The organism is Actinoplanes sichuanensis (assembly GCF_033097365.1).
GTDB lineage: Bacteria > Actinomycetota > Actinomycetes > Mycobacteriales > Micromonosporaceae > Actinoplanes > Actinoplanes sichuanensis.
This window is the reverse complement of the sequence record NZ_AP028461.1, coordinates 1,631,091-1,656,233: the sequence shown is the minus strand read 5'-3', so window position 1 is coordinate 1,656,233 and position 25,143 is coordinate 1,631,091. Positions and strand designations below refer to the sequence as shown.

Sequence of the window (25,143 nt, the reverse complement as noted above, 5' to 3'; positions counted from 1 at the left end):
TCTTGTGGGCTGCCAAGATCGCGGAGGGGTGGGTAGGTGCGGAGGGACGGGGCAAGCGCAGCGCGGCAAGACCGAGCGCGGCGCGGGAGGCGCCGGGCGACGGTCTAGGTGCCCAGGGCGCCCATCACCAGGGCGGTGACCGCGTCTCGGTTGGCCGGGGTGTCGCGCCAGCGCAGGGCACGGCCGGCCTCGACCACCACGCCCAGGCCGGCATGGGCCAGCAGGCGGGCCTGGCGGCGGTCGAGGTCCGGGCGGGCCAGGCGCAACTGCTGTTCCCAGACGGCGATGTGTTCCCGCTGGGCGAGGATCAACGGTCGCTGGAGATCCGGCGGCAGCCCGACGATCTCCGCCTCGGCGACGCTCGTCAGGGCGTTGTGCTCGAAGCTGTACGCGACATAGGCCGCGGTCAGCGCCACCACCGCCGAGCGCGGATCGGTCGCCTGGTGCAGGCTGCGATCGACCGCCTGGGCCAGCAGCCCGGCCGCCTGGAGACACGCCGCGACCAGGATGTCGACCTTGCCGGGATAGTGCCGGTAGATCGCCGACGGGGCGAGCCCCACCGCCTGCGCGATCTGCCCGTTCGTCACGTTGGCGAACCCGTCCCGGGCGAACAGTGGAATCGCCGCCGCCAGGATCTCCGCCCGCCGGGTTCGCGGGACCGGCTGCGCGGGCAGCTCGACCAGCCCGGCACTGCCGGCGGCGGCCGCCGGATCGGTCGCCGCGACCCGGAGCGCCGACGCGACGAGCATCTCCTCGACCCGGCGCTGCGCGATCGACGTGTGGTGCATGGTGACCGAGCCGATCGCCCCGAGCGCCGCCACCGCCCGCAAGCCCTCCTCGGGCAGCCGGAACTCGCGGCCCACCAGCTCGGTGACCCGTCCCACCACCTGCCCGAACTTCGCCCGCAGCAGCCGCCTGTCGTCGCGGTCCAGGTAGCGGGCCTCCCACCGGTACAGCCCGCCGGAAGCCCGGTGCGCGACCGTCACCCGGGCCAGCGCGGCCAGCACATCGGGCAGCGCGGCCTCCGGGGGCCACTCGTCGAGGGCCGCGACGAGCCGGTCGACCATGATGTTCGCGCACTCGGCGAACAGCGCGTACTTGTTCGGGAAGTGGCGGTAGAGCGCGGCCGCGCTGATCCCGACGCCGGCGGCGATCTCCTCCATCGAGGCCGCGTGATAGCCACGCTCGCTGAAGACCTGCCCGGCCGCCTCGACGATCAACTGCTTGCGGTTGTGCGGCCGGGTGGCCGAGGCGGGCCCAGCGGTCACCGGATCACCCGGGCTGACGAGGGCGCACGCTGGACCATGAGCGCTAGTCAATCACAGCGCGAACAACGGACCGACCCGGCGGCTACTTGATGATGATCGCCGCTGAGGTGGCCGACGAGGCCTTCCCGTAGGCGTCCCCGCCGAAGCGCACGGCGAACCGGAGCTGGATGTTCTTCGACGCCTTGACCAGCGTGTAGTAGTCGACGCCGGAATCGGGCAGCGCCGCCGGCATCGACTGCGCCTTCTTCCACTTCCCACCCGACTTCCGCTGCAACTCCATGGTGATTCCGCGCTGTGGTGCGGGCGCGGCGACCGAGACCGCGGCGACGACGTCGGACTTCTTGTGGAAGTAGGCGACCTTCTTCACCGTCTTGTACTGGCCGGTGAGCTTGATCCGGGCCTGGGTGGGCGCCTTGAAGTTCGCCGAGGCGGCCGACGCGGAGCTGGTGTCGCTGCCGTCGTAGTAGGCGGTCACCGTGCCACCGGCGGGCGAGGCGAGCCAGGCGGTGGCGGTGCCGCTCGCGTCGGTGGTGGCGGTCACCGTGGCGGTGGCCCCGGGACCGGTCCGGACGAACCGGACGGGCACCCCGGCCAGCCCGGCGACGGTGGCCCTGGCACCCACCTTGGCGCCGAACTTCGCCGGAGCGGTGACCGTCAACCGGATGGTGGTCGGTGCCGGGACGAACACCTCCTCGAACCCGGTGGCCAGCCAATAGGTGTGTTCCCCGTTGTCCGAGTCGTCGAGCAGCGTGTAGAGCCGGCTGTCGTCGGCCGACCAGGTCAGCGTGCCCTTGACCGGGTCCGGCTGGTTGTAGACGGCCTTCGGGTGGGCGTCGCCGGACAGGATCGATCCGCCGGTGGTCACGTCGAACGCGGTCACGTTGCCCGCGCCGTGCGCGCTGACGCCGCCGCCGAGTTTCGTGCCGTCGTGCGAGTAGGCGACCGAGGCCGGATAGGGGCCGGTGTCGAAGGTGCCGGCCGGCGCCATGGTGGTGGCGGTGTACTGCGCCAGGTGGTACGGCGACCCGGACGCCGTGGCGACCGTGGTTCCGGCCGGGTTGACCGAGATGCCGCCCAGGTTGGAGCCGGCCTGGGCGTTGGCCAGCGGCGTCACGGCCGCGCCGTCGACCCGGAAGGTGTAGACGGTGGCGGGACTGAGGCCGGGCACCCCGACGGCGAGGGTGCTGCCACCGCCGGCCAGCAGCGGGGCGGTGTAGTAGGAGAGGCCGGCCGCGGTCTGCGGGTCGGTCCCAGTGGCCGCGTCGACCGAGGCCAGGCCACCCTTCCAGTCGTTCGCGCAGCCGTAGCCGTAGAACAGCCGGGTGCCGGCGAACGCGAGATGCATCGGGCAGTTGCTCGTCGTCCACCGGCCGACCTCGGTCAGGTCGCCGGTGTCGATGACGGCGATCGCGGCGGCCTGGCTGAGCGCCACGAACACCTTGTCACCGCTGCCGGAGGAGACGACGTCGGCGGCGCCGAACATCCCAGTGAGGGTCTTCACGGTGCGGCCGTCGGTCCCCAGCACCGCGACGCTGTTGCCGTCGGCGACGAACAGCTTCCCGTTCGCCGCCGCCATCGACTTCGGCGCGGTCAGGGTGGTGATCGAGGTCGGTACCGGAGTCGTCGCCGCGGACGCGGGCGGAGCAGGCGCGAGAGTGGCCACGATCAGCCCGGCCAGCACGGCCGCAAGCTTCGGGAGCATGCCGCAATTCTAGACAAATGCCCTGCTCAGTGGCGGGCCAAACGGACCGGCAGGTGGGCGTAGGAGGGGATCAGCACGTTCCGGCGGTAGCCACGCTGATGGATACGCCAGGCCCGGCCGGGCGCGAGCAGCGTCTGTAGCAGGCCGGTGATCTCGGCCCGGGCCACCGGCGCGCCCAGGCACAGGTGGCGGCCCGCGCCGAACCACAGCTGGCGCTGGTCCGGCTGGTAACCACGGTCCAGGTCGAAGGCGCCCGCCGCGTTGTTGGCGGTCCAGGTCAGCATCAGCACCCGCTGCCCGGCCCGCAGCCGGCGGCCCTCGACGTCGACGTCGGCGGCGACCGCCCGGCCGATCACCGGAGCCGGTGACGTCACCCGCAAACCCTCCCGGACCGCGTCGGGCAGCCTTTCCGGTTCGGCGCGGAGCCGGTGCTGGGCACCGGTGTCATGCAGGATCGCGACGGTACGGGCCATCGCGCTCGCCGCGGTCTCGGTGCCGGCCACCATGAGCAGCGTCGACAGTCCTTCCGCCTGGCGCTGTTCGAGGCCCAGATCCCGGCAGCGGCCGAGCACCGTCTCGGGCGCCGCGGTCCGCCACGCCTCGGCCACGTTCACGGTGAGCCGGGCGACGATGGTCTTGGCCCGCGCGATCGTCTCCGGTGCCAGGTGGGTGGAGGTGGTGGTGCCGAGCGCGAGGGCCGCCAACTCCTCCCCCACCGCGAAGATCTCCCGATAGGCGTCGTCGCGGTCGGCCACCCGCAATTGCAGCAGGTCGGCGACGATCCGCCCGACCAGTACCCGGCCCAGGTCGGCGACGTCGACGGCCCGACCGGCGGCCAGTTCGGCCCCGGCCTGCGCGAGCCGTGGCCCGATCACCCGGTCGGTGAGCTGCCGGGCGTTGTCGTCGGTGAACAGGTCCCGGGTTCGTTTACGCAGCTGGTGGTGGCCGGGGCCGTCGAAGATCTCGTTCACCCAGTCACCGAGCACCTGCGCCCAGAGGTGACCGACGCCGCCCTCGCCGAGCAACGTGAAGTGGGCCGGGTCGTTGAGGATGCGCCGGGCCACCACCGGATCACAGGTGACCCAGCCGATCCGGGGCACCCGGCTCAGCTTCCCGGCCAGCCGCCCGGCGGTCAGCAGCACGGGCAGGCTCGGCTTGGCGGCGGCCAGGACCCGGAACTCGTGGCGGCGCGCAGTGTCCAGCATCCCGACATCCTCACCCCGGCGGCCCACCGGGCGCTGCCTGATCCCCGACCCGCGACCGGGCCCGCAACCGGGCCCACCGAATCCCGGCCGCCCACCCGGCACTGCCCGATCCCCGATTCTGGAGAGGGGTGTGACCGGATCACCGGCCCGGTCAGTCATACCTGCAGAGACCGAGCAACGTAGTGAGGAGCATGGCTGTGAACAGGGATCTGCGCGATCGGTTCGACGGTGCGGTCGGTGGCGACCCCGGCGTGCCGCCCGGCGTACTGGCGATGGCCGCGATCACCGAGGGCAGCCGGATGCGGCGGCGCCACCGCATCGTGTCCGGCGTGATGGCGACCGCGGTGGTCCTGACCGCCGGTGGTGTGGCCGCCGCGAATCTGCCGTGGGACCGGGCCGATCCGGCGGCGCCGCAGCGGGTGACGGTGGCCGCGGCGATGATGCCGGCCTCGGCGCCGTCCTGTGCGCTGGAGCCGGTCGATCACGACGCCACCGACCTGGCCGTCTTCCTCGACGCCGGAACGACGGCGGCGCAGCGGACGGCGCTCGACACGGCGCTGGCCGACGACGACCGGGTGAGCGCCGTGCAGTTCGAGACCCGCGAACAGGCGCACCAGAAGTTCCGGATCCGGTGGGCGCACGAGCCTGATCTGCTCGCGGTGGCCCGGACCGAGGACTTCCCGGAATCGTTCCGGGTACGCCTGACGTCGCCGGCACACGACGCCGCGGTCCGTCAGCGGTACGCGGGGATGGCCGGGGTCCGGCTGATCATCGGGCGGTCGTGCTCGCCGGACGCCCCGGTCGGCGGAACCCTGTGACCGACGCTCCCCCGGTGACCGCGGGCCCGGCCGCCTGGACGCGCGGCCGGCGGCGCGCGAAACAGGCCCGCGACGAGGAGTTCACCGCGTTCGTCGAGGCGTCCGGCACCCGGTTACGCCGTAGTGCCTATCTGATGTGCCGGGACTGGCATCTCGCCCAGGATCTCACCCAGCACACCCTGGCCAAGATGTACGCGGTGTGGGATCGCGTCCGCACGAACGCGAGCCTGGAGGCGTACAGCCGCCGGGTCTTGATGAATGTGGTCTTCGACCAGCAGCGGCGGCGCAGCGGCTCGGAGGTCGTGCTGGCCGACTTGCCGGACCGGCCCGAGTCCGGCTCCTCGGGGGCGCCGGAACTACGGCTCACGCTGGTCGACGCGCTGGCCCGGCTGGAGGTGCGCGACCGCGCCGTGCTGGTGCTGCGGCACGCCGAGGATCACAGCGTGGAGACCGTGGCCACGATTCTCGGACTGTCGGTGTCGGCGGTGAAGATGCGCAACGCCCGCGCCCTGGAACGGCTACGCACCGTGCTCGGCGAGGACTTTCTGGACCGCTGACCCGCCGGCCGCCGCCCGACCTCGGTGATCATGGATTGACCTGCATGTTCACTGTCGTCGGGCGGCCCGTTTCCAGTTTGTGATCAAGTTCCGGAACCAGGAAAGGCCTTGCCCGGATAGCGGGAACTCCTAATCAGATTTACAGTGCGGAAACGTCAGCTTCTCGGGAAGTTGATCTTTTCGGCTGTACCGGGGGTTGCACGTGGGCAACGCACTGCTGGAGATGCGGTCGATCACCAAGGAGTTCCCGGGCGTCCGCGCACTGTCCGATGTGAGCCTGGTGGTCGAAGCCGGCGAGATCCACGCCATCTGCGGGGAGAACGGGGCCGGCAAGTCGACGCTGATGAAGGTGCTCAGCGGCGTACATCCGTACGGGACCTACTCCGGGGAGATCGTCTACCAGGGACAACCGTGCCGGTTCGGTGACATCCGGGCCAGTGAGCACGCCGGGATCGTGATCATCCACCAGGAGCTCGCGCTGGTACCGGGGATGTCGATCACCGAGAACATCTTCCTCGGCAACGAGCCGCGCCGGTGGGGCCGCATCGACTGGAAGGCGGCCAACCACAAGGCCCTCGAACTGATGCGGCTGGTCGGGCTCGAGGAGGACCCGGACACTCTGATCAAGGACATCGGGGTCGGCAAGCAGCAGCTGGTCGAGATCGCCAAGGCGTTCGCCAAGGACGTGAAGCTGCTGATCCTGGACGAGCCGACGGCCGCGCTCAACGAGAACGACTCCCAGCACCTGCTCGACCTGCTGCGCGGGTTCAAGCAGCGTGGCATCACCTCGATCATGATCTCGCACAAGCTCAACGAGGTGGAGGCGGTCGCCGACGCGATCACCATCCTGCGCGACGGGCGGACCATCGAGACGATCAAGGTCGCCGGCGGAGACGTCGACGAGGATCGGATCGTACGCGGCATGGTCGGCCGTGACCTGCAGAGTCGGTTCCCCGAACACGAGCCGAAGATCGGCGAGGTGTTCTTCGAGGTTCGCGACTGGACGGTGCGGCACCCGATCTCGGCCGAGCGGCTGGTGTGCAAGAACTCCAACTTCACGGTCCGCCGTGGGGAGATCGTCGGGTTCGCCGGGCTGATGGGCGCGGGGCGGACCGAGCTCGCGATGAGTGTCTTCGGGCGGTCGTACGGCGTACACCTCGGGGGAAAGATCTTCAAAGACGGTCGCGAGGTGGACATCAGATCGGTGGCCGACGCGATCAAGAACGGTCTCGCCTATGTGAGCGAGGACCGCAAGGCGATCGGCCTGAACCTGCTCGACGACATCAAGACCTCGGTCGTCGCGGCCAAGCTGTCGAAGATCACCAGACGTGGCGTGCTGGACGAGGCCGCGCAGTACCACGAGGCGGAGAGCTACCGGAAGAGCCTGCGGATCAAGACGCCGACCGTGGACGAACCGGTCACCCGGCTCTCCGGCGGTAACCAGCAGAAGGTCGTCCTGGCCAAGTGGATGTTCACCGACCCGGACCTGCTGATCCTCGACGAGCCGACCCGGGGCATCGACGTCGGCGCCAAGTACGAGATCTACGGGATCATCCAGCGGCTCGCCGACGAGGGCCGAGGCGTCGTGCTGATCTCCAGCGAACTGCCCGAACTGATCGGCCTCTGCGACCGGATCTACACGGTCGCCGAGGGCAGGATCACCGGTGAGGTCGCCCGGCGCGACGCCGACCCGGAACTCCTGATGAAGCGGATGACCTCGACCCGGAGAAACGCATGAGCCGGCTGAAAGACCTGCAGAAGAACCTCTTCGGGGGTACGACCTCCAACGCCCGTCAATTCGGGATGATATTCACGCTGGTCGCGATCATCGTGTACTTCCAGATCGCCACGAACGGGCTGACCCTCACGTCGGGCAACCTGATCGCGCTGACCCAGCAGTACGCGTACATCTCGATCCTGTCCATCGGCATGCTGATGGTGATCGTCGCCGGCCACATCGACCTGTCGGTGGGTTCGGTCGCCGCGTTCGTCGGCATCGTGGTGGCCAAGGCCATCCACGAGTACGACGTGCCGTGGCCGGCCGGCATCGTCATCGGCCTGGCCGTCGGCGCGCTGATCGGCGCGTGGCAGGGCTTCTGGGTCGCCTACATCGGGGTGCCCGCGTTCATCGTCACGCTCGCCGGCATGCTGCTGTTCCGCGGCGGCAACCAGTACATCGGGAACGCCGACACGGTTCCGGTGCCGGAGGGCTTCCGGACCATCGGTGCCGGCTACCTGCCCGAGGTCGGCCCGGCGACCGGCTACAACAACCTGACCCTGCTGCTCGGGCTGCTGCTGTGCGCCGCGGTGGTCTGGCGGGAGTGGCGCTCCCGGCAGGTACGCCGGCAGATGGAGGGCGCCGAGCCGGCTCCGCTGTGGATCTCGGTGCTCCGGCTGGCGATCATGCTCGGGGTCATCGTCTTCGCCACGCTCCGGTTCGCCGGCGGGCGGGTCGGCACCAGCTTCCCGGTCTCCGGCATCATCCTCGCCGTCCTGGTGATCGCCTACTCGTTCTACACCCGCAACACCGCCGGCGGCCGGCACATCTACGCCGTCGGCGGCAACGCCCGCGCCGCCGAACTGTCCGGTGTGCAGCTGCGCCGGGTCAACTTCCTGGTGATGACCAACATGGGGCTGCTCGCCGCACTGGCCGGGATGATCTTCGTGGCCCGGTCCGCGGCGTCCGGCCCGCAGGACGGTCTGAGCTGGGAGCTCGACGCCATCGCGGCGGTCTTCATCGGCGGTGCCGCGGTCTCCGGCGGCCTCGGCACGGTCAGCGGCTCGATCGTCGGTGGTCTCGTCATGGCCGTCCTGAACAACGGCCTTCAGCTCATCGGCACCGGCTCCGACATGGTCCAGATCATCAAGGGCCTGTTCCTGCTCGGGGCGGTCGCCCTCGACGTCTACAACAAGAAGCAGGGCCGCTTCTCGATCATCGGGTCGCTCACGCGCCCGTTCCGTCGTGAGGATCCGCCCACCCCCGCCGCACCGGCGGCGCCCAGCCCCACCGGTTCCCTTTCGAGAAAGTGAGCTGTTTGATGCGTACAACTTTGGCAAAGGTCCTTGCCGTCGGTGTTGCCGCGGCGATGGTGGCCGGCGGCTGCAACAACGACCGGGAAGGGTCCACCCCGGCCGGCGGCTCGTCCGCTCCGGCCGCCGGCTTCGCGAAGGACGCGCTGATCGGCGTGGCCCTGCCGTCGAAGACGTCGGAGAACTGGGTGCTCGCCGGTGACCTGTTCACCAACGGCCTCAAGGACGCCGGTTTCCAGTCCGACGTCCAGTACGCCGGCGCCTCCACCACCGTCGCCGACCAGCAGGCCCAGATCACCGCCATGGTGACCAAGGGCGCCAAGGTGATCGTGATCGGCGCGACCGACGCGGCCCAGCTGTCCACCCAGGTCGAGCAGGCCAAGCAGTCCGGTGCCGTGGTCATCGCCTACGACCGGCTGATCACCAACACCACCAACGTCGACTACTACATCGCGTTCGACAACTTCAAGGTCGGCCAGCTGCAGGGTCAGGCTCTGCTGGACGGCATGAAGGCCAAGAAGGCGACCGGCCCGTGGACGATCGAGCTGTTCTCCGGCTCGCCCGACGACAACAACTCCGGGGTGTTCTTCAACGGCGCCATGGACGTGCTCAAGCCGGCTATCGACAAGGGTGACGTGATCGTCGGCTCCGGCCAGACCGACGTGAAGCAGACCGCCACCCAGGGCTGGAAGGCCGAGAACGCGCAGAGCCGGATGGACTCGCTGCTCACCTCGACCTACACCAGCAAGACCCTGGACGGCGTGCTGTCGCCGAACGACACCCTGGCCCGCGCGATCATCACCTCGGTGAAGGGCGCCGGCAAGCCGGTCCCGGTCGTCACCGGCCAGGACTCCGAGGTCGAGTCGGTCAAGTCGATCGTCGCCGGGGAGCAGTACTCGACGATCAACAAGGACACCCGCAAGCTCGTCGCCGAGACGATCAACATGGTCAAGACCCTGCAGACCGGCGCCACCCCGCAGGTCAACGACACCAAGTCGTACGACAACGGCGTCAAGGTCGTCCCGGCCTTCCTGCTGGCGCCGGTCATCGTGACCAAGGCCAACGCGGCCGAGGCGTACGCCGACGACCCGAAGCTGGCCCCGCTCACCAAGTAACCCGCCCCACCGACCGCGGCCCGGCACTCCCTCTTCACGAGGAGGTGCCGGGCCGCGGCCGTCACGGGCCCTGCTACGACGCGGAGCTCTCCCGTGGAGGCGAGAGCTGCACGGTCCATGTCCGGGCCGTCCCGACACTCTCGATGGCCCGGCAGAGCAGATCGCAGCCGAGCTGTGGGCTGCCCTCGGCGAAGCCGCGGTTGATGAAGTTGATCGCTCGCGGATGGTCTCCGGCCTGGAGTGCGTCCTCCAGGCCCGCGGTCAGGGCGGCGGCGAGAGCGGCGTGGAAGTTGGCCGCACCCTTCTCCCGAAGAGTCATCGCGGGCTGGCGCACGGGTCGGGTCGATACTGACGTCACGTACAACTCCGGGGTGTCGGTGGTGCTCGGTCGCGCAGCCGCATCCGCACCGGTCCTCCGCAGGACCGGTGGGGGGTGGCGGACGACGGCTGGATGTCAACCATGCCAGGGATCGGGGCGGTCCAGCCAACGACATTACGGCGTCAACCACTGTGACGGACCCCCCAAAATGCCGGTGGCCCGGCGAAAAAGAAATTCTGTGCTACCGTTGCCGGGTTGCAGTTTTGATTTCCGTAGACGTTCTCAGCGCCTGCCGGGTTTCAGATGACCCGGCTAGGCGCTTTTCGTTTTTCGTGTCGTTCCGGCGCGGGTTATCAACGCCGCGGCGTGCTGGTCCGCACAGTGCGGGCTCAAGCTGCCTGCGAAGGAGCAGACAATGGTTACAGGTACCGTGAAGTGGTTCAACGGCGACAAGGGCTTCGGCTTCATCGCCCAGGACGGTGGCGGCGCCGACGTCTTCGCCCACTTCTCCGCGATCTCGTCGAGCGGCTTCCGCAGCCTCGAGGAGAACCAGCGGGTGGAGTTCGAGATCACCCAGGGCCAGAAGGGCCTGCAGGCGGAGAACATCCGCACGATCTGATCCACATATCTTCGAACGGCGGCCCGACTGGTTCAGCGGGCCGCCGTTCGTCATTTCCGGAAACTATTCGTGAAACAATTTCTCCGAGCCTTTCACGGGCGGGGGCGCAGGCCGTCCAGGGCGATGTCGAGGACTCGGCGGCGCTGGTCGTCGTCGACGAAGGCGGCCGAGCTCAAGCCGGAGACCAGGCGCAGGACGTCGTCGAAAGCCGCGTCGGAGCGGACCTCGCCGGCCTGCTTGGCCCGGTCGAACAGCGGTTCGCCGGCCGCATACATGACGGCACGGCAGGCGCCGAACATCTCCGAGTCACGGTTGAGCAGGTCGATGATGGCGCGCTTGGTCGCCACGTAATCGACGAAACGGCCCAGCCAGGCACGTAGCGCAGGCCATGGTGGCTGGTCGGCGACCGCGGCGGCGGCGTCGCTGAGCTGGGTGACCTCCTCCACGTACACCGCCTCGATCAGGTCCTGCCGGGTCGGGAAGTTGCGGTAGAGGGTGCCGACGCCGACGCCGGCCTTCTTGGCGATCTCCTCCAGTGACGTGTCGGCGCCGTTGGTGGCGAACGCGTCGCGCGCGGCGGCCAGGAGCGCGTCGAAGTTGCGCCGGGCGTCGGCTCGCTGGGGCCGGCGCACGGTGATCGGCGTCTCGGTCATCCGAATATCCCTTGCGAAGCGGAGGCTAGCCTCCGGTAATGTGGAGGCATGCCTCGACTTTACCAGGCCAAGCCACGGACGACCTTCGCGGTACTGGCCGCGGCCGCTGCCGCGTTCGCGCTGATGCAGAGCCTGCTCACCCCGGTCCTGCCGACCATCCGGCAGGACCTGCACACCTCCACCGGCACGGTCACCTGGGTGCTCACCGCCTGGCTACTCGCCGCCTCGGTGGCCACCCCGCTGATGGGCCGGGTCGCCGACATCATCGGCAAGGACCGCACCCTGCTCGTCGCGCTCGCCGCCATCGCCCTCGGCTGCCTGGTCGCCGCACTCGCCCCGAACATCGGCGTGCTGATCGCCGCCCGCGTGCTGCAAGGGCTCGGCGCGGCCGTCTTCCCGGTCTCGTTCGGGATCATCCGAGACGAGTTCCCGCCGGACCGGGTGGCGTCCGCGATCGGCACCCTGGCCGCGGTGATCGCCACCGGCAGCGGTGTCGGCATCGTGCTGGCCGGGCCGATCGTCGGGTTCCTCGACTGGCGCTGGCTCTTCTGGATCCCGATGGCCGTGGTGACGGTCGTCGGCGTCGTGGCCTGGCGGGTCGTCCCCGCTTCACCGGTACGCAGCCCGGGGCGGATCAACATCGGGTCGGCGATCCTGCTGGCGGGCTGGCTCGTCGCACTGCTGCTGCCACTCAGTAAGGGCGCCGTCTGGGGATGGGGCTCCGGCCGTACCCTCGGATTGTTCGCCCTGGCCATCGCCTTGCTGGTCGGATGGATGGCGGCCGAGTTGCGCGCCGCCGAGCCGTTGATCGACATGCGGATGATGCGCCTGCCCGCGGTCTGGACCACCAACCTGGCCGCCATGCTGTTCGGCGCCGCGATGTTCGGGGTGTTCGCGTTCCTGCCGCAACTCATGCAGGTTCCGGCGGCTTCCGGGTACGGGTTCGGCGCCACCGTCACGGAAGCCGGCCTGCTGATGGCCCCGATGCTGGTGGCGATGGCGGTCTTCGGGTCGCTGAGCGGCCCGCTGACCCGGTGGGTGAGCAACAAGGCGCAGCTGCTGTGGGGTTCGGCGATGGGCACCACGGCCTGTCTCGTCCTGGCGCTGGCCCACGATCAGAAATGGACGGTCTCGCTGGCCGCCGCGGTGTTCGGCATCGGTCTCGGGCTGATCTACTCGTCGATGATCAACCTGATCGTGCAGAGCGTCCCGCGGCACCAGACCGGCGCGGCCAGCGGCATGAACACCAACATCCGCACCATCGGCGCGTCGATCGGCACCGCCCTGGTCAGCGCGATCGTCACCGCCCATCCGGGGGCGCACGGGCTGCCCGCGGAGACCGGCTACACCATGTCGTTCCTGCTGCTGGCGGTGGCGAGCGCGGCCGCCTTCGGGGTGTCCCTGCTGGTCCCGGGACGGGCGGCGGCACCCGCCCCGGCCGAGGTCACACCGGAGAGTGAACCGGTCCCGGCGTGATCGGCGTCGGGCCGTCGACGAGACGCTTGGCCACCGTCTCGTCGATGTGGGCCCACATCGCGTCGTCGGACCAGTAGCCGGTGTGACGGCGCATCGGCGGCAGCGGCTCCCCGGCGATGTACCAGGAGGTCGCCGGGTCCGGCAGCGGAATGTCGACGCCGCCGCAGCCGACCGGGCCGCCGATGTAGTCGGTGCGGTAGGAGAAGTTGATCCACTCCCCCTTGATTCGGCCGCACAGGTCGCCGTTGATGTAGGCGGGGAACCCCCAGCCGTAGAGCGAGGTCAACGGGGAGCCGAAGGTGATCAGGACGGTGTCCGTATCGGGCTGCTGGGCCAGAGCGGTGGCCGCCAGGACACTGCCCTGGCTGTGGCCGACCAGCACCACCTGGTTGCCGTTGTCGCGCAGCCAGCGGATCCGGCGCTGCAGGTCGGGGACTGCTCGTTCGGCGTAACACGGCGGGGCGAAGGGGTGGAAGGCTCGTGGCCAGAAGGTGCCGACGTCCCACAGGACGCCGAGCCACCGGCGGGCGCCGGGTCGTCGCCAGCCCCAGCGCAGCAGCAGGACCCCGGCGCTCGGGATCATCACGGCCAACCCGACGGCCAGGTTTTCGGCGATGTCCGGGAGCTCCTTGACCCCCAGCACGTAAAGGGCCGGGAGCGGCAGGGCGACCAGCACGGTTCCGGCCGTCAGGTAACGGATGTCCGCGGCGAAGGTGGCCGTCTTCCGGGCTCGGGCGATCGAGCGGATCCATCGCGATGCCTGCTCGCGGCGGTACGCCGACATGCCGGGATTCGGCAGGGCACTACGGCGCCACACGTCCCAGGGCGGCTCCGGCGGAGGATCGGCGTCGGCCCGCCCGGTGTACTCCGCCACGACCGGCCCGGTGTTCCGGTCCCGTCCGGCGAGCGCGCACCGCAGCAGTTCGGCCAGCAGGAACACCGCCACCACCGCGAGCGGAGCCAGGGTGAGCCACGGGACGACCGCCGGCAGGAACGGGAACATGGCCAACTCGTCGCCGGAGTGCTCGAGTTCCCAGACCACTGGACCGAGGCTCTTGCCGATGGCGATCAGGCTGCCGAGCCCGACGGCGTTGATGCTCAGGACGCTGAGCACGGCGACCATGAACGGGGCCGCCCGCCACTTCCGGTCCACCGGAGGCCCGTCGGCCACCCCACGGCGGAACCCGAGCCGCCGCAGCAGCACGATCAGCGGCATGACGAGCACTCGTGCGACCACCAGGACGCCGATCAGGGCGAACGTGGCCAGGACGGCCTCCCGCATGTGCTGCAGATGAGAGGTCTTCTCCTTGATCACATCCGCCGTCCACACCCATACCGCGACGACGACCAGCAGCAGCGCCGCCGCACCGGTCAACGGCAGGGTCAACCGGTCACCGGCCGCCTCGCAGGCGATCAGCACGGTCGCCGCGACGAGCACCGCACCCGCCAGGCCCACCAGCCAGAAGTCGAGCCGATCGTCGCGACCGATCCAGGCCAGCAACAGGGCCAGCCAGGCCACCCCGGCGCTCAGGTGCAGGCGGGCCAGCCGCCACACCGTGCACTGACCGTCGTAGAACCGCGGATCGCCGACGCCGTCCGGCAACGCCGCCGCGCTCCCCCGCACCGGTTCGCGGACCGGCGCACCGACCGGAGTGACGTCCTCGTACCGGCTGCGGGTCCGGTCGGCCAGCAGCGCGATCACCAGGAGGTTCGCCAGCACCAAGGCGGCACCGAGGACGACGCGCGGGCCCGGCTCCAGACCGGCCGGCAGATTCAGCACCCACTTGAGCCCGGTCGACGAATCGGGCCGTTGCTGATCGCAGAACTGGTACGCCCAGACGTCCATGGCGGCCATCGCGGCGATCAGCAGCAGGTTGAGGGTGACCGCCAGCGCCGCCAGCCGCCCGCACGCCCGATGGACCGCGAACATCCACCGGTCCCGGCGGACCCGGGCCGAACAGGTCCAGCCCGCGACGTTGGCCAGCATGAACGGGAACAGCAGCAACCACAGCACCCGGGCGCTGCTGCGGGAGGTCATGCCACCCCAGCAGTACGCCTCGACGCGCCGCCCGCGCACCTCGGAGTCGGCCGCGTAGAACCCGGCGATCCGATCGCCCCACACCTGTCGATGGGCGGTCGTGCCGAGCAGAGCGTCCGGTGAGGCGCCGCCCACGCCATGCACCCGCAGTTCGACCACCGGCCGAATAGCTACCATATGTCCATATTATCCGGGCTGGGCAACACCACATCGGGCGAGACTCGCCGTAGCTCTGGCCACCGCGTACGGCTGCCGCCGCTTCCGGGCCGCCGCGAGGGACCGTTCGTACTCGGCACGGGCCGCCACCACGTCGCCGGACCGGAGCAGCGTGGTCGCGTAGTCGTGCCGGAAGTCCGCCTCGTCGTTGACCTCACCCGCCCGTCGGGCCACCTCCAGCGCCCGGCGATGCTGGTCGAGCGCCTCGCCGTACCGTCGCTGCTCGGTCAGGACGTTGCCGATCTCCACCCGGGTCTCCGCCTCGAACAGGACCAGCCCCTGCCGGACGGCCATCCGCAGCGCCACCTCGAGATAGCGTTCGGCGGCCTGTGGGCTGAGCTCGCCGAGCGCCCTCCGGCTGCGCTGGATGCCGACCAGCGACCCGGCCCGCAGGTGCTCGTCACCCGGACGTAGAGCGCCGAGCAGCCCGAGCCGATCCATCCGCAGCGCCTCGCGCCACCGACCGAGCCGCTGGTAGGCGATCGACAGCTGCATGGTGACCGGTGGGCCGACCCGCATCCGGGCGAGGCTGCGCAACCGCAGGCACTCCAGTCCGGCGTCGACCGCGTCGGTGAACCGTTCCATGGCCACGTGCAGGGCGGCCAGGTTGCCGGTGAGCACCGACAACGCCCGCAGGTTCCGCTGCCGCCGCCGGATCTCGATGCCCAGCCGCAGGTGCTGCAGCGCCTTCTCGTACGACCCGGCCCGGTAATGCGAGGACGCCACCAGGTTGGACATCTGCGCCAGCGCCTCGTCGTCGCCGTGCTCACGGGCGGCGGTCAGCCCCCGTTCGTTGAGGGCGGCCACGTCGTCGTTGTAGCCGCGGTAGTAGAGGGCGTACCAGGCGGCCCGGGGAATCCACCAGGCGTAGTGCGGTTGTCCGGCCCGGACCGCGGCGTCCAGATATCGGGGCAGGTCACCGCGGACCCGTTCGAGCCGGCCGGCCGGATCGCCGACCGCACGGACCAGGTCGGGACGCAGCAGCGGCATCGCCTCCAGATCACGTTCGACGAACCGGCGGTACGACTCGGTCATCGTCGCCATCAGCGCGTGCGTCTCCAGGTTGAGCACTCCGAGCACGGCCGCCCCGGTCGGGCCGGGCAGCGCGGCCGCGTACTCACGCAGCAGCTCGTGCAGCCGGTAGACGCCCGGTTCGGGTTCGTCGACGAGCCGGGCATCGGCCAGTTCGGCCAGCAGTGCCGTCCCGTCGGCGAGCGGGAATCCGGTCAGGGCGGCCGCGGCGAGCGCGTCGACGGTCGTGCCGGGATGGGCGCCGAGCAGCCGGAACAGCAGTTGCGCGGGGGCGCTGAGGTCGGCGTAGGACAGGGCGAACGCGCCGATCACGGTACGGTTCTCCACCGCCAGTTCGGGCAGGGCCGCCGTGGTCAGCCGGGCCAGCAGGTCGGCGACCCGCCAGCGGGGCCGGTGCGCGAGCCGTGACCCGGCCAGTCGGACCGCCAGCGGCAGGCCGCCGCAGCGCCGGACCACGTCGGCCGCCGCCTCCGGTTCGGCCCGCACCCGGTCTCCGGCGATCCGTTCCAGCAGCGCCACCGCCTCACCGGTGGCCAGCAGCGGCAGCGACTCGCGGTGCCCGCCGGGCAGCCCGTGCAGGCGACGACGGCTGGTCACCACGGTCAGGCTGCCCGGGGTGCCCGGCAGCAGGCCGACGACCTGGGCGACCGACGCGGCGTCGTCGAGGACCACCAGCAGCCGACGGCGGCCGGCTTCGGCCCGCCAGCGGGCGGCCCGGTCGGCCTGGTCGGCGGGGATGTCGTCGGCGGGCAGACCGAGCTGACGCAACAGCACCTGCAGGGCGGCGGACGGATCCAGCGGGACCTGTTCGCTGTGCCCGTGCAGGTCGACGAAGAGATGGGCATCGGGGAAACCGTCGCCGACCAGCGTGGCCAGGTGCAGGGCCAGGGTCGTCTTGCCCGAACCGGGCATCCCGTCGACCGCCACCACGGCGGGATCCGTGGCGAACACCCCGGTTTGTAGACGCGTCAGAACCTCATGTCGACCGGTGAAGTCGACGACCGTACGCGGAAGGCATCGGATCGGACGGTGAGTGACGGAAACCGTGCCGGACAGGATCTCCCGGTGCGCCGCCTGTAGATTCTCGCCGGGTTCCATGCCCAGTTCGTCACGCAGCGTGTCGGACGCCCGATGGAATTCGGCGAGCGCGTCGTTCGGCCGGCCGGCGCCGTGCAGCGCCAGCATCAGCCGGCCGCGCAGCCGCTCACGCAGCGGGAACCGCGCCACCAGCGACGCCAGCTCGGCCACCAGGTCTTCGGCGCGGCCGTCGGCCAGCTCCAGATCGACCCAGTCCTCGACCGCGAGGGTGTGCTCCTCGTCGAGCGCCGCGGCGGCCTGACGGACCGGCGGCGCGTCGATTCCGGCGCAGGCTTCGCCGCGCCACAGATCCAATCCCATCCGGTACGCCGTCCGCGCGGCGTACTCGTCGGAGGAGGCCCGTGCGGCCGCGACGAGCCGCATGAAGACCACACTGTCCAGGTCGGCCGGCCCGGCCTGGATCCCGTAGCCGGCCGGATCGGTGAGGATCGCGTCGGCCGGCAGCACCCGCCGCAGCCGGGAGACGCAGTTCTGCAGCTGGTTACGTGCCGTCGCGGGCGGCCGCGGCCCCCACACCGCCTCGGCCAGCTCGCTGAGCGCGACGATCCGGTTCGGGCGCAGCAGCAGCATGGCGAGCACGGTCCGGTCCCGACCGGCCGTCACCTGCCGCTCGCCGTCCATGACGGAGAGCGGCCCGAGGATGCGGTAGCGCACGGTCGGCCACTGTAGACCTCCATCGGCCACCGGTGGGGGCGGACCGGCCTGCCACCCTCGACACACTCCCGGGCCGTCTACGCGATACGCGAGCGGGTCCCCACCTGCTCGGCTCCGGTCGTGCGAAGGGTCCCCGTGGGCAGCGGGCCGGCCCCCACCGCACCTCGCGGCGCAGCGTCCGCCCATCATGCCGGGCCGCGCTCTCACTCCTCTCTCGTTTCGCTGCTCCCCCGCTCCCGCCGCCGTCCGGTACGCCTTCCGACCTCCCATGCGGCATGATCGAGACTCATGAACGTTCTGATCGTGCGCGGCGGCTGGGACGGCCATCAGCCGGTGGTCTGCACCGAACTGTTCCGCGAACTCCTCGAGTCACACGGCGCGACGATCACCGTCGCCGAAACCCTCGACGTCTACACCGACCGGGCCGTCCTGGACGCCACCGACCTGATCATCCAGTGCTGGACCCGTGGCGACCTCACCGCCGAACAGGAGAACGGCCTGGTCGACCGGGTCCGGGCGGGCGCCGGATTCGCCGGCTGGCACGGCGGTGTCCTCGCGTTCGGGTATGCGGCGGCCCGCTACCAGTACATGGTCGGCGGCCGGTTCCTGCACCACCCGGGCGGCCTGATCGACCACACCGTCGACTTCACCGGCACACACCCGATCACGGCCGGGCTGACCTCGTTCCGGGTGCACACCGAGCAGTACTACTGTCACGTCGACCCGAGCCTGGAGGTCCTGGCCACCACCACGTTCGACGGCGGCCACGACGAACCCGACACCGCCGGTGTGGTCATGCCGGTCGTCTGGATCCGCCGTTTCGGCCGCGGCCGGGTATTCGTCTCCACGCTCGGCCACTCCCCCGCCGACCTGCGGATCCCCCAGACCCGGACGCTCACCGAACGCGGCCTGCTCTGGGCCGCGACGCCGGTGGTCACCTAGACCGGCGCGGTGCTCTCCCGCACCACCAGCTCGGTGGCGAGGACGCCGCCCTCGGCCAGCCCGAGTGCGCTGCGCACGGCGAGCGCCCCCATCTCCCGCAGCGGCTGGCGGACGGTGGTCAACGGCGGTGCCGCCCACCGAGCGCCCGGCAGGTCGTCGAACCCGACCACACTCAACTGATCCGGAACGGACACCCCGCGAATCCGAGCGGCCTCGTAGACCCCGATCGCCATGAAGTCGCTCATCGCGAAGATCGCCGTCGGCGGCGCATCCCGATCCAGTAGCCGTCCGCCGACCGCCATCCCGGAGGGAAAGTCGAACTCCCCGCGCACGATCAGCTCCGGATCGGGCGACAGCCCGGCGTCGTCGTGCGCGGCGAGAAACCCGTCGAGCCGGGCTCGGCTGCACATCAGCTCGGCCAGTCCGGCGATCAACCCGATCCGCCGATGCCCCAGCCCGAGCAGATGGGCGGTGGCCGCCCGTGCCCCGGCGAAGTTCGCGGCGTCCACACTGAGCAGGTCCCCGGCCGTCCGGCAGGCCGGATCGAGCGCCACCACCGGAACGTTCAGCCTGCCCAACGCCGTCACCAGCGGCCCGGCGGCGGTCAGCGTCGCCAGAATCGCCCCATCGGTACGCCCGGCTCGCAGCCGCTGCAGCAGCTGCCGCCGAGCCGTCTCCCCCCGATCGAGCGACGACACCACGATCCGGACCCCGGCCTCGTGCCCGGCCGCCTCGATGCCGCGCAGATGCTCGCCCTCCCAGGCACAGTCGATCTCCGAGAAGATCACGTCGATCGTGCCGGCGGGCTCGGCCGCCCAGGCCCGCCGCCCACGGTAGCCGTGCACCCGCAGCACTTCCTCGACCCGCTCCCGGGTCCGGTCGGAGACGTCGGAACGCCCGTTCCACACTTTCGAAACGGTGGCCAGCGAAACCCCCGCGGCGTGGGCGATCTCGGCCATCGTCGCGCGGTCACCGTCGGCGTCGCTCATCACCGGTCAACCCCTCTCGCGGTACGCCCAGCCGGCTCGCTCCCACCCGTATCCGGGACGGCCCACTCACCATACCCACGCCCTCCATCGATTTCCCGCCCAAGATCCACTCGTGTCCGGCCGGCTGTCGGGGCTTTCGCGGCATGCCGGCGGAGACCTGCCGGCCGGCCGGAATGATCAGCGGGGGCGGATCCACCACCAGACGGCCGGGGCCAGGACCGCGGTGACCAGAGCGGACGCGGCCACCCCGCCCCGGGCGCCGAGAAGGGTGACCACCGGCCCGCCGACGCCGAGACCGAGCGGCGCCGCCAACGCGATCCCCGCCGCGTAGATGGTGAGGATCGGCTGGTGGTCGGCTTCGTCGAGGTTGTCCTGCAGCAGCGTGTAGGCGACGGCCAGGAACGGGCCGTACAGGAATCCGCCGACGAGCAGCGCCCCGGCCGCGATCGGCACCGTGGGCGCGACCGCCAACAACACCATGGCGACCGCCCAGCCGCCGATGATGACCACGACGGTCGCCTGCGGCCGGAACCGCTGCAACCGTCGGGTGAGTACCGCTCCGCCGAGCGCCCCGGCCCCGAAACAGGTCCAGAGCGTGCCCAGCGCCCCCGCCCCGGCCCCGAGGTCGTCGGTGACCAGCAGCGGCAGCGCCACCTCGACCGGGCCGTAGAACAGGTTGAACAGGAAGTCCACGACGAGCAGCCGGTACGCGACGGGGTTGCGGCGCAGCACCGACCATCCGGATCGGGTGGGCGCCGAGGTGTCGGCCGAGGTGCCGCGGGCCAGCGCCGCACAGACGATCAACGACAGGTAGGTGCATCCGCCGACGGCCACCGCGATCCCGGGTCGGGTGACCGCGGCGAGCACCCCGCCGACGGCCGGGCCGACGACGTACATGGCGAGGCTGTCCGACGTCCCGAGCAGCCCGTTCACCGACAGCCGCGCCCGTTCGCCGGCCATCCCGGTGGCCAGCAGTCGCCGACCGCTGGCCGACATCAGGCGCAGCCCGGATCCGACGGCCAGGGCGAGGATCAGCGGCGCGAACGAGATCCGCCCGCTGTCGGCGAGCCACCCGCACACCACGAACGTGGCCGCCCGCAACCCACCGTCGAGGGCGACGACGAGCCGGGCCCGGAACCGCCGCCGTCCCGCGCCGAAATACAGCGACAGCGCCATGGCCAGCACGTACGGCGCCGAGATGATGATCGAGACGGCCGCGGCCGGGCGCAGGCCGCCGTGCATCTGGAGGGCGAGCAGCGGCAGCGCGACGAACAGCATGCCGTCACCGAGCTTGCCGACGGCGTCGCCGGCGATCACCCCGGAGAGCCGCCCGCTTCGCAGAACCTCGAGGTAGGAGACGCCCGTCACCGTGCGTCGAGGATTTTTTGCAGAGCAGAGGCGATGGTACGGGACTCGTCCGCCGTGATCAGGCTGGTGAAATGCCGACGGATCCCGTCGAGGTAGACCGGCGCGGCGGCCCGGAATCGTTCCCGTCCCATGTCGGTCAGTGTCGCGTAGGCGGACCGCCGATCGTCGGGATTGCTCTCACGAGTGACGAGTCCCGCCTCGGCGAGGGCGTCGACGACCCGGCTGACCCGGGTGCGGCTGACCACCGCCCGCTGGCCGAGCTCGCCCATGCTGAGCCGCCGGTCGGGCGCGTAGTTCAGTTCGAGCAGTACGTCGTACCAGGTCACGGGTAGTGAGCAGGCAGCCTGCAGCTCGCGGTCGAGAACCGGGACCACCGCGGCGTGGACCCGCAGCAGTGCCGCCCACGCGGCCACGTCGGTGTCGCTCATCACCGGAGCGTACCCAATTCTTGTGCGTGCGCACGCAACGGAGTAGGAATGTGCGTGCGCACGCATTCACTTCTCGATAGGGGAACACCCGTGAAGCTCCTGCACATCTCCGCCTCGCCGCGCGGCCGCGACTCCGAGTCGCTGGCCGTCGCCGGCACCTTCCTCGACACCGTCCGGGAGGTGAACCCGGCCGCACCCATCGACCAGTGGGATCTCTGGGACGGCACGCTGCCGCCGTTCGGCCCGCCCGCGGTGGCCGCGAAGATGACCGTCTTCGCCGGCCGGGAGCCGTCCGGCGAGGCCGCCCACGCCTGGGCGGCGGCGGTCGCCACGTTCCGCCGCTTCGACGCCGCCGACACCTACCTGTTCAGCGTCCCGATGTGGAACGCCGGAGTCCCGTACATCCTCAAGCAGTTCATCGACGTCGTCAGCCAGCCCGGACTCGCCTTCGGCTTCGACCCGGACAGCGGCTACACCGGGTTGCTGCGGGGCAAACGCGCCGCGGTGGTCTACACCAGCGCGGTGTACGGCTCCGGGCGCCCGCCCACCTTCGGTGCCGACTTCCAGGCCCCGTACTTCGAGGACTGGCTGCGCTGGGCCGGAGTAGCCGACATCACCTCGATCCACTTCCGCCCCAACCTGGCCACCGCCGATGCCGCCTCGGCCCGTACCGAAGCGCACGCCCGGGCCCGGGAGGTGGCGAAGCTCCTGACCGCGGCCCCCTGACGCGGGCAGAGCGGGTGGCCCGTCGGGGACCTGCTAGGTTACGGAACGTGGTTGATCGTTGGAGCGGTGACTGTTCGTGCTGATCACGATCGGCATTGTGGCCATTGTCCTGCTGACCGCGGCGACCGGCTATTTCGTGGCCCAGGAGTTCGCCTACGTGGCGGTCGACCGGGAACGCCTGCGGGTGATGGCCGACGAGGGCGACGCCGCCGCGAAACGCGCGCTCGGGGTGACGCAGCGGCTCTCGTTCGTGCTGTCCGGATCGCAGGTGGGCATCACGGTGACCGCCCTGCTGGCCGGTTATGTCGCCGAACCCTACCTGGGCGAGGGCACCGCCGAGTTGCTCGGTGCGACCGGCCTGCCGGAGTCGGTGACCACGTCGATCTCGATGGTCTTCGCGCTGCTGTTCGCGACGGTGGTGCAGATGGTGCTGGGCGAGCTGGCGCCGAAGAACCTGGCGATCGCCAAGCCGGAGGCGGTGGCCCGGGCGCTGTCCCGGTCCACGGTGATCTACCTCGCCGTCGTCGGCCCGCTGATCCGGGTGTTCGACGCGACGGCGACGCGGCTGCTGCGGGCGGTCGGCATCGAACCGGTCGAGGAGCTGCCCCAGGGTGCCACCTCGGAAGACCTGGACCGGATCATCGAGACGTCCCGGACGCACGGCGCGCTCGACGCCGAGGCGGCCCGACTGCTCGATCACGGGCTGGACTTCCGCAGCCGGACGGCGGCCGAGGTGATGCGGCCCCGGGTGGACGTGACGTCGATCGGGGCCGCCGAACCCGCCTCCCGAGTGGTGGAGCTGCTGGACACCGGGCATTCCCGGTTCCCGGTGATCGGCGACGGGCTGGACGACGTGATCGGCGTGGTGTCGATCAACGACGTGGTCACCCTGGACCCGACGGTCCGTGACCGTACTCCGGTGCGTGAGCTGGCCACCGCCCCGGTGGCGCTGCCCGAGTCGTGCACGCTGCCGACGGTGCTGGACCGGCTGAAGGCGGCGCACCGGCAGATGGCCGTGGTGGTCGACGAGTTCGGCGGGTTCGCCGGGATCATCACCCTCGAGGACGTCGCCGAGGAACTGGTCGGTGAGATCCGCGACGAGGACGACCTACCGGAACCGGTGATCGAGCGCGACGGGGACTGCTGGGCCGTCCCCGGCCGGGCCCGGATCGACGAGGTCGCCGAGGCCACCGGGGTGCGACTGCCCGAGGACGACCTCTACGACACGGTGTCCGGCCTGCTGATGACCCGACTCGGCCGGCTGCCGGCGGTCCGCGAGAGCATCGACGTGGAACTGACGCCGCTGCTCGACGAGGACGGCGAACCGCTGCCGCAGGGGGTGGCGACACTGACCGTGCTGTCGGTGCGCCGCCGGGTGCCGGACCGCATCGCGCTGACCGTGAAGGACGACGCATGAGCACCACCCCGGCCCTGCTGGTCTCGCTGCTGCTGCTGGTGTTCAACGGATTCTTCGTGGCCGCCGAGTTCGCCCTGGTCGCGGCGAAACGGCACCGCCTGGAAACGGCCGCGGCGGAGGGTTCGCGCGGTGCCCGGGCGGCCCTGGCCGGCACCCGGCGGCTGTCGCTGATGCTGGCCGGCGCGCAGCTCGGCATCACCCTGTGCACGCTGGGGTTGGGTGCCCTGGCCAAACCGACGGTGGCGCACCTGCTGGAGCCGGTGTTCACCGCGACCGGGCTACCCGAGGACGCCGCCTACGCGGTGGCGTTCGTGCTGGCGGTGGCACTCGTCGGCTTCCTGCACGTGGTGGTCGGCGAGATGACACCGAAGTCGTGGGCGATCAGCCACCCGGAGACGTCGGCGCAGCTGCTGGCGATTCCGTTCGTCGGGTTCACCACCATGCTGCGACCGGTGCTGACCGCGTTGAACGGGCTGGCCAACGCCGTGCTCAAGCTGGCCAAGGTGACCCCGCAGGACGAGCTCGCCCAGGTGCACAGCGCCGAACAGCTGCGGATGCTGATCGAGACGTCGAAGGAACACGGCACGATCCCGGACGCCGAACACGAGTTGCTGACCGCGATGCTGGCGGTCGAGTCGACGACGGTACGCGACGTGATGACCCCGACCGCACGGATCGTGTCGGTGCCGACCGGGGCCGACGCTCGTGAGGTGGAACTGCGCAGCATCGAGGCCGGGCGATCCCGGCTGGCGGTCACCGCCGCGGACGGGGCGATCGCCGGAATCGTGCACGTCCGGGAGGCGGCCAAGGCGGTCGCCGCGGCCGTTGGCACCACGGCAGCCGGTGGCACCACGGCGGGCGGCTCGGCCGCCGGCGCCACGGCGGGGCGGTTGATGACGTCACCGCTGCGGCTGCCCGCCGAGACCAGCGGACTGGACGCGATCGCGGCGATGCGCCGGGAGCGCAACCAGGTCGCGCTAGTCACCGAGGCGGACGAGGTGATCGGCCTGGTCGCCCTGGAGGACCTGCTGGAGCAGGTGATCGGCCAGTTCGACGACGAGACCGACCCGGTGATCGACGCCGCGCGCCGGGCCGGGCGGACCTCGCGGTCACGCGCGTAGCCACTCGCCGCCCGGGGTGCGCACCGAGAAGCCGTCGTCGAACCTGACATCGGGGCACCCGTCAGCGACCGCGCTCCAACCGGTGTCGGCCTCGTTGACGGCGTGCCGGCGGCAGTGCTTCTCGTCGACGAAACCCCAGGCCATCAAGATCGGCCGGCCACGGTACGAGTAACGGCCGACCGAGGCGATGCGGTCACCCTCCGGCCGCCGGTAGAAGTCGGCACGCAGGCCGGGAACGATCGTGCCCTCGAAATCGGCGTCAGGCGTCGAGCGATGCGGGGCATATGTGGTCAAATCGGGAAGAGACACGCTGGATAGTCGCTCGTACCGGGCGAATGGTTCCCGAGATTCA

At 70.8% G+C, this 25,143-nt stretch carries 22 protein-coding genes; 11 read left to right on the top strand and 11 right to left on the bottom strand.

Annotation, left to right across the window (positions count from 1 at the left end; translation table 11 throughout):
- Window positions 1-104: 104 nt before the first annotated feature.
- The 3 genes from Q0Z83_RS07265 to Q0Z83_RS07255 all read right to left on the bottom strand — a co-directional run bounded on the left by Q0Z83_RS07265 (window position 105) and on the right by Q0Z83_RS07255 (window position 4,175).
- Window positions 105-1,268 (bottom strand): TetR/AcrR family transcriptional regulator, encoded by a 1,164-nt coding sequence (locus Q0Z83_RS07265; protein ID WP_317793030.1) that lies wholly within the window; start codon window positions 1,266-1,268, stop codon window positions 105-107.
- Window positions 1,269-1,350: 82 nt separating this feature from the next.
- Window positions 1,351-2,970: a YncE family protein gene (locus tag Q0Z83_RS07260; RefSeq protein WP_317793029.1), complete on the bottom strand. Its 1,620-nt coding sequence runs from the start codon at window positions 2,968-2,970 to the stop codon at window positions 1,351-1,353.
- A 26-nt stretch (window positions 2,971-2,996) separates the two neighbouring features.
- On the bottom strand, window positions 2,997-4,175 hold the full coding sequence (locus Q0Z83_RS07255) for a cytochrome P450 (RefSeq protein WP_317793028.1): 1,179 nt from the start codon (window positions 4,173-4,175) through the stop codon (window positions 2,997-2,999).
- A gap of 197 nt (window positions 4,176-4,372) precedes the next feature.
- On the opposite strand from Q0Z83_RS07255, the gene Q0Z83_RS07250 reads away from it, so the two are divergent.
- The 5 genes from Q0Z83_RS07250 to Q0Z83_RS07230 all read left to right on the top strand — a co-directional run bounded on the left by Q0Z83_RS07250 (window position 4,373) and on the right by Q0Z83_RS07230 (window position 9,695).
- Window positions 4,373-4,993 carry a permease-like cell division protein FtsX gene (locus Q0Z83_RS07250; RefSeq protein ID WP_317793027.1) on the top strand — a complete coding sequence of 207 codons (621 nt, stop codon included), beginning with the start codon at window positions 4,373-4,375 and terminating at the stop codon, window positions 4,991-4,993.
- Between the two features lie 14 nt (window positions 4,994-5,007).
- Window positions 5,008-5,550, top strand: a complete 543-nt coding sequence (locus tag Q0Z83_RS07245) for a SigE family RNA polymerase sigma factor (protein WP_317793026.1) — start codon at window positions 5,008-5,010, stop codon at window positions 5,548-5,550.
- A 223-nt stretch (window positions 5,551-5,773) separates the two neighbouring features.
- Window positions 5,774-7,288 (top strand): multiple monosaccharide ABC transporter ATP-binding protein, encoded by a 1,515-nt coding sequence (mmsA, locus tag Q0Z83_RS07240; RefSeq protein ID WP_317797048.1) that lies wholly within the window; start codon window positions 5,774-5,776, stop codon window positions 7,286-7,288.
- On the top strand, window positions 7,285-8,580 hold the full coding sequence (gene mmsB, locus Q0Z83_RS07235) for a multiple monosaccharide ABC transporter permease (RefSeq protein ID WP_317793025.1): 1,296 nt from the start codon (window positions 7,285-7,287) through the stop codon (window positions 8,578-8,580). The genes mmsA and mmsB overlap by 4 nt, the downstream gene beginning before the upstream one ends.
- Window positions 8,581-8,588: 8 nt before the next feature.
- Window positions 8,589-9,695, top strand: coding sequence for a sugar-binding protein (locus tag Q0Z83_RS07230; protein ID WP_317793024.1), 1,107 nt, complete (start codon window positions 8,589-8,591; stop codon window positions 9,693-9,695).
- Window positions 9,696-9,768: 73 nt separating this feature from the next.
- Here Q0Z83_RS07230 and Q0Z83_RS07225 read toward each other — a convergent pair whose 3' ends face one another.
- The gene (locus Q0Z83_RS07225; protein WP_317793023.1) at window positions 9,769-10,053 is read right to left on the bottom strand and encodes a hypothetical protein; all 285 of its coding nucleotides are present in this window, start codon (window positions 10,051-10,053) and stop codon (window positions 9,769-9,771) included.
- A gap of 376 nt (window positions 10,054-10,429) precedes the next feature.
- Here Q0Z83_RS07225 and Q0Z83_RS07220 point away from each other — a divergent pair, with 376 nt between their 5' ends.
- Window positions 10,430-10,633: a cold-shock protein gene (locus Q0Z83_RS07220; RefSeq protein ID WP_317793022.1), complete on the top strand. Its 204-nt coding sequence runs from the start codon at window positions 10,430-10,432 to the stop codon at window positions 10,631-10,633.
- Between the two features lie 92 nt (window positions 10,634-10,725).
- Here the strand turns inward: Q0Z83_RS07220 and Q0Z83_RS07215 are convergent, their stop codons facing one another.
- The gene (locus Q0Z83_RS07215; RefSeq protein WP_317793021.1) at window positions 10,726-11,286 is read right to left on the bottom strand and encodes a TetR/AcrR family transcriptional regulator; all 561 of its coding nucleotides are present in this window, start codon (window positions 11,284-11,286) and stop codon (window positions 10,726-10,728) included.
- Window positions 11,287-11,334: 48 nt separating this feature from the next.
- Here Q0Z83_RS07215 and Q0Z83_RS07210 point away from each other — a divergent pair, with 48 nt between their 5' ends.
- Window positions 11,335-12,762 carry an MFS transporter gene (locus tag Q0Z83_RS07210; RefSeq protein ID WP_317793020.1) on the top strand — a complete coding sequence of 476 codons (1,428 nt, stop codon included), beginning with the start codon at window positions 11,335-11,337 and terminating at the stop codon, window positions 12,760-12,762.
- Here Q0Z83_RS07210 and Q0Z83_RS07205 read toward each other — a convergent pair.
- Together Q0Z83_RS07205 and Q0Z83_RS07200 are read right to left on the bottom strand one after the other, a co-directional pair.
- Window positions 12,731-14,977, bottom strand: coding sequence for an alpha/beta hydrolase (locus tag Q0Z83_RS07205; RefSeq protein WP_317793019.1), 2,247 nt, complete (start codon window positions 14,975-14,977; stop codon window positions 12,731-12,733). The genes Q0Z83_RS07210 and Q0Z83_RS07205 overlap by 32 nt on opposite strands.
- A gap of 9 nt (window positions 14,978-14,986) precedes the next feature.
- Complete coding sequence (locus Q0Z83_RS07200) at window positions 14,987-17,800, bottom strand: AfsR/SARP family transcriptional regulator (protein ID WP_317793018.1); 2,814 nt, start codon at window positions 17,798-17,800, stop codon at window positions 14,987-14,989.
- A gap of 288 nt (window positions 17,801-18,088) precedes the next feature.
- Between Q0Z83_RS07200 and Q0Z83_RS07195 the strand changes: the two genes are divergently transcribed.
- Window positions 18,089-18,742, top strand: a complete 654-nt coding sequence (locus Q0Z83_RS07195; protein ID WP_317793017.1) for a ThuA domain-containing protein — start codon at window positions 18,089-18,091, stop codon at window positions 18,740-18,742.
- Here Q0Z83_RS07195 and Q0Z83_RS07190 read toward each other — a convergent pair.
- From Q0Z83_RS07190 to Q0Z83_RS07180, 3 genes are all read right to left on the bottom strand, one after another.
- Window positions 18,739-19,731, bottom strand: a complete 993-nt coding sequence (locus tag Q0Z83_RS07190; RefSeq protein ID WP_317793016.1) for a LacI family DNA-binding transcriptional regulator — start codon at window positions 19,729-19,731, stop codon at window positions 18,739-18,741. The two genes, Q0Z83_RS07195 and Q0Z83_RS07190, sit on opposite strands and share 4 nt — an antisense overlap.
- A gap of 177 nt (window positions 19,732-19,908) precedes the next feature.
- On the bottom strand, window positions 19,909-21,099 hold the full coding sequence (locus Q0Z83_RS07185; protein ID WP_317793015.1) for an MFS transporter: 1,191 nt from the start codon (window positions 21,097-21,099) through the stop codon (window positions 19,909-19,911).
- Complete coding sequence (locus tag Q0Z83_RS07180; protein WP_317793014.1) at window positions 21,096-21,527, bottom strand: MarR family winged helix-turn-helix transcriptional regulator; 432 nt, start codon at window positions 21,525-21,527, stop codon at window positions 21,096-21,098. Before Q0Z83_RS07180 ends, Q0Z83_RS07185 begins: the two co-directional genes overlap by 4 nt.
- 90 nt (window positions 21,528-21,617) lie before the next feature.
- Here Q0Z83_RS07180 and Q0Z83_RS07175 point away from each other — a divergent pair, with 90 nt between their 5' ends.
- The 3 genes from Q0Z83_RS07175 (at window position 21,618) to Q0Z83_RS07165 (ending at window position 24,791) form a co-directional block, all read left to right on the top strand.
- A complete protein-coding gene (locus Q0Z83_RS07175; RefSeq protein ID WP_317793013.1) occupies window positions 21,618-22,253 on the top strand; it encodes an FMN-dependent NADH-azoreductase in 636 nt (211 codons plus the stop codon).
- Window positions 22,254-22,329: 76 nt separating this feature from the next.
- On the top strand, window positions 22,330-23,670 hold the full coding sequence (locus Q0Z83_RS07170; protein ID WP_317793012.1) for a hemolysin family protein: 1,341 nt from the start codon (window positions 22,330-22,332) through the stop codon (window positions 23,668-23,670).
- Window positions 23,667-24,791, top strand: coding sequence for a hemolysin family protein (locus Q0Z83_RS07165; RefSeq protein ID WP_317793011.1), 1,125 nt, complete (start codon window positions 23,667-23,669; stop codon window positions 24,789-24,791). The genes Q0Z83_RS07170 and Q0Z83_RS07165 overlap by 4 nt, the downstream gene beginning before the upstream one ends.
- Here the strand turns inward: Q0Z83_RS07165 and Q0Z83_RS07160 are convergent.
- Window positions 24,780-25,100, bottom strand: a complete 321-nt coding sequence (locus Q0Z83_RS07160; protein WP_317793010.1) for a hypothetical protein — start codon at window positions 25,098-25,100, stop codon at window positions 24,780-24,782. The two genes, Q0Z83_RS07165 and Q0Z83_RS07160, sit on opposite strands and share 12 nt — an antisense overlap.
- Window positions 25,101-25,143: the final 43 nt, after the last annotated feature.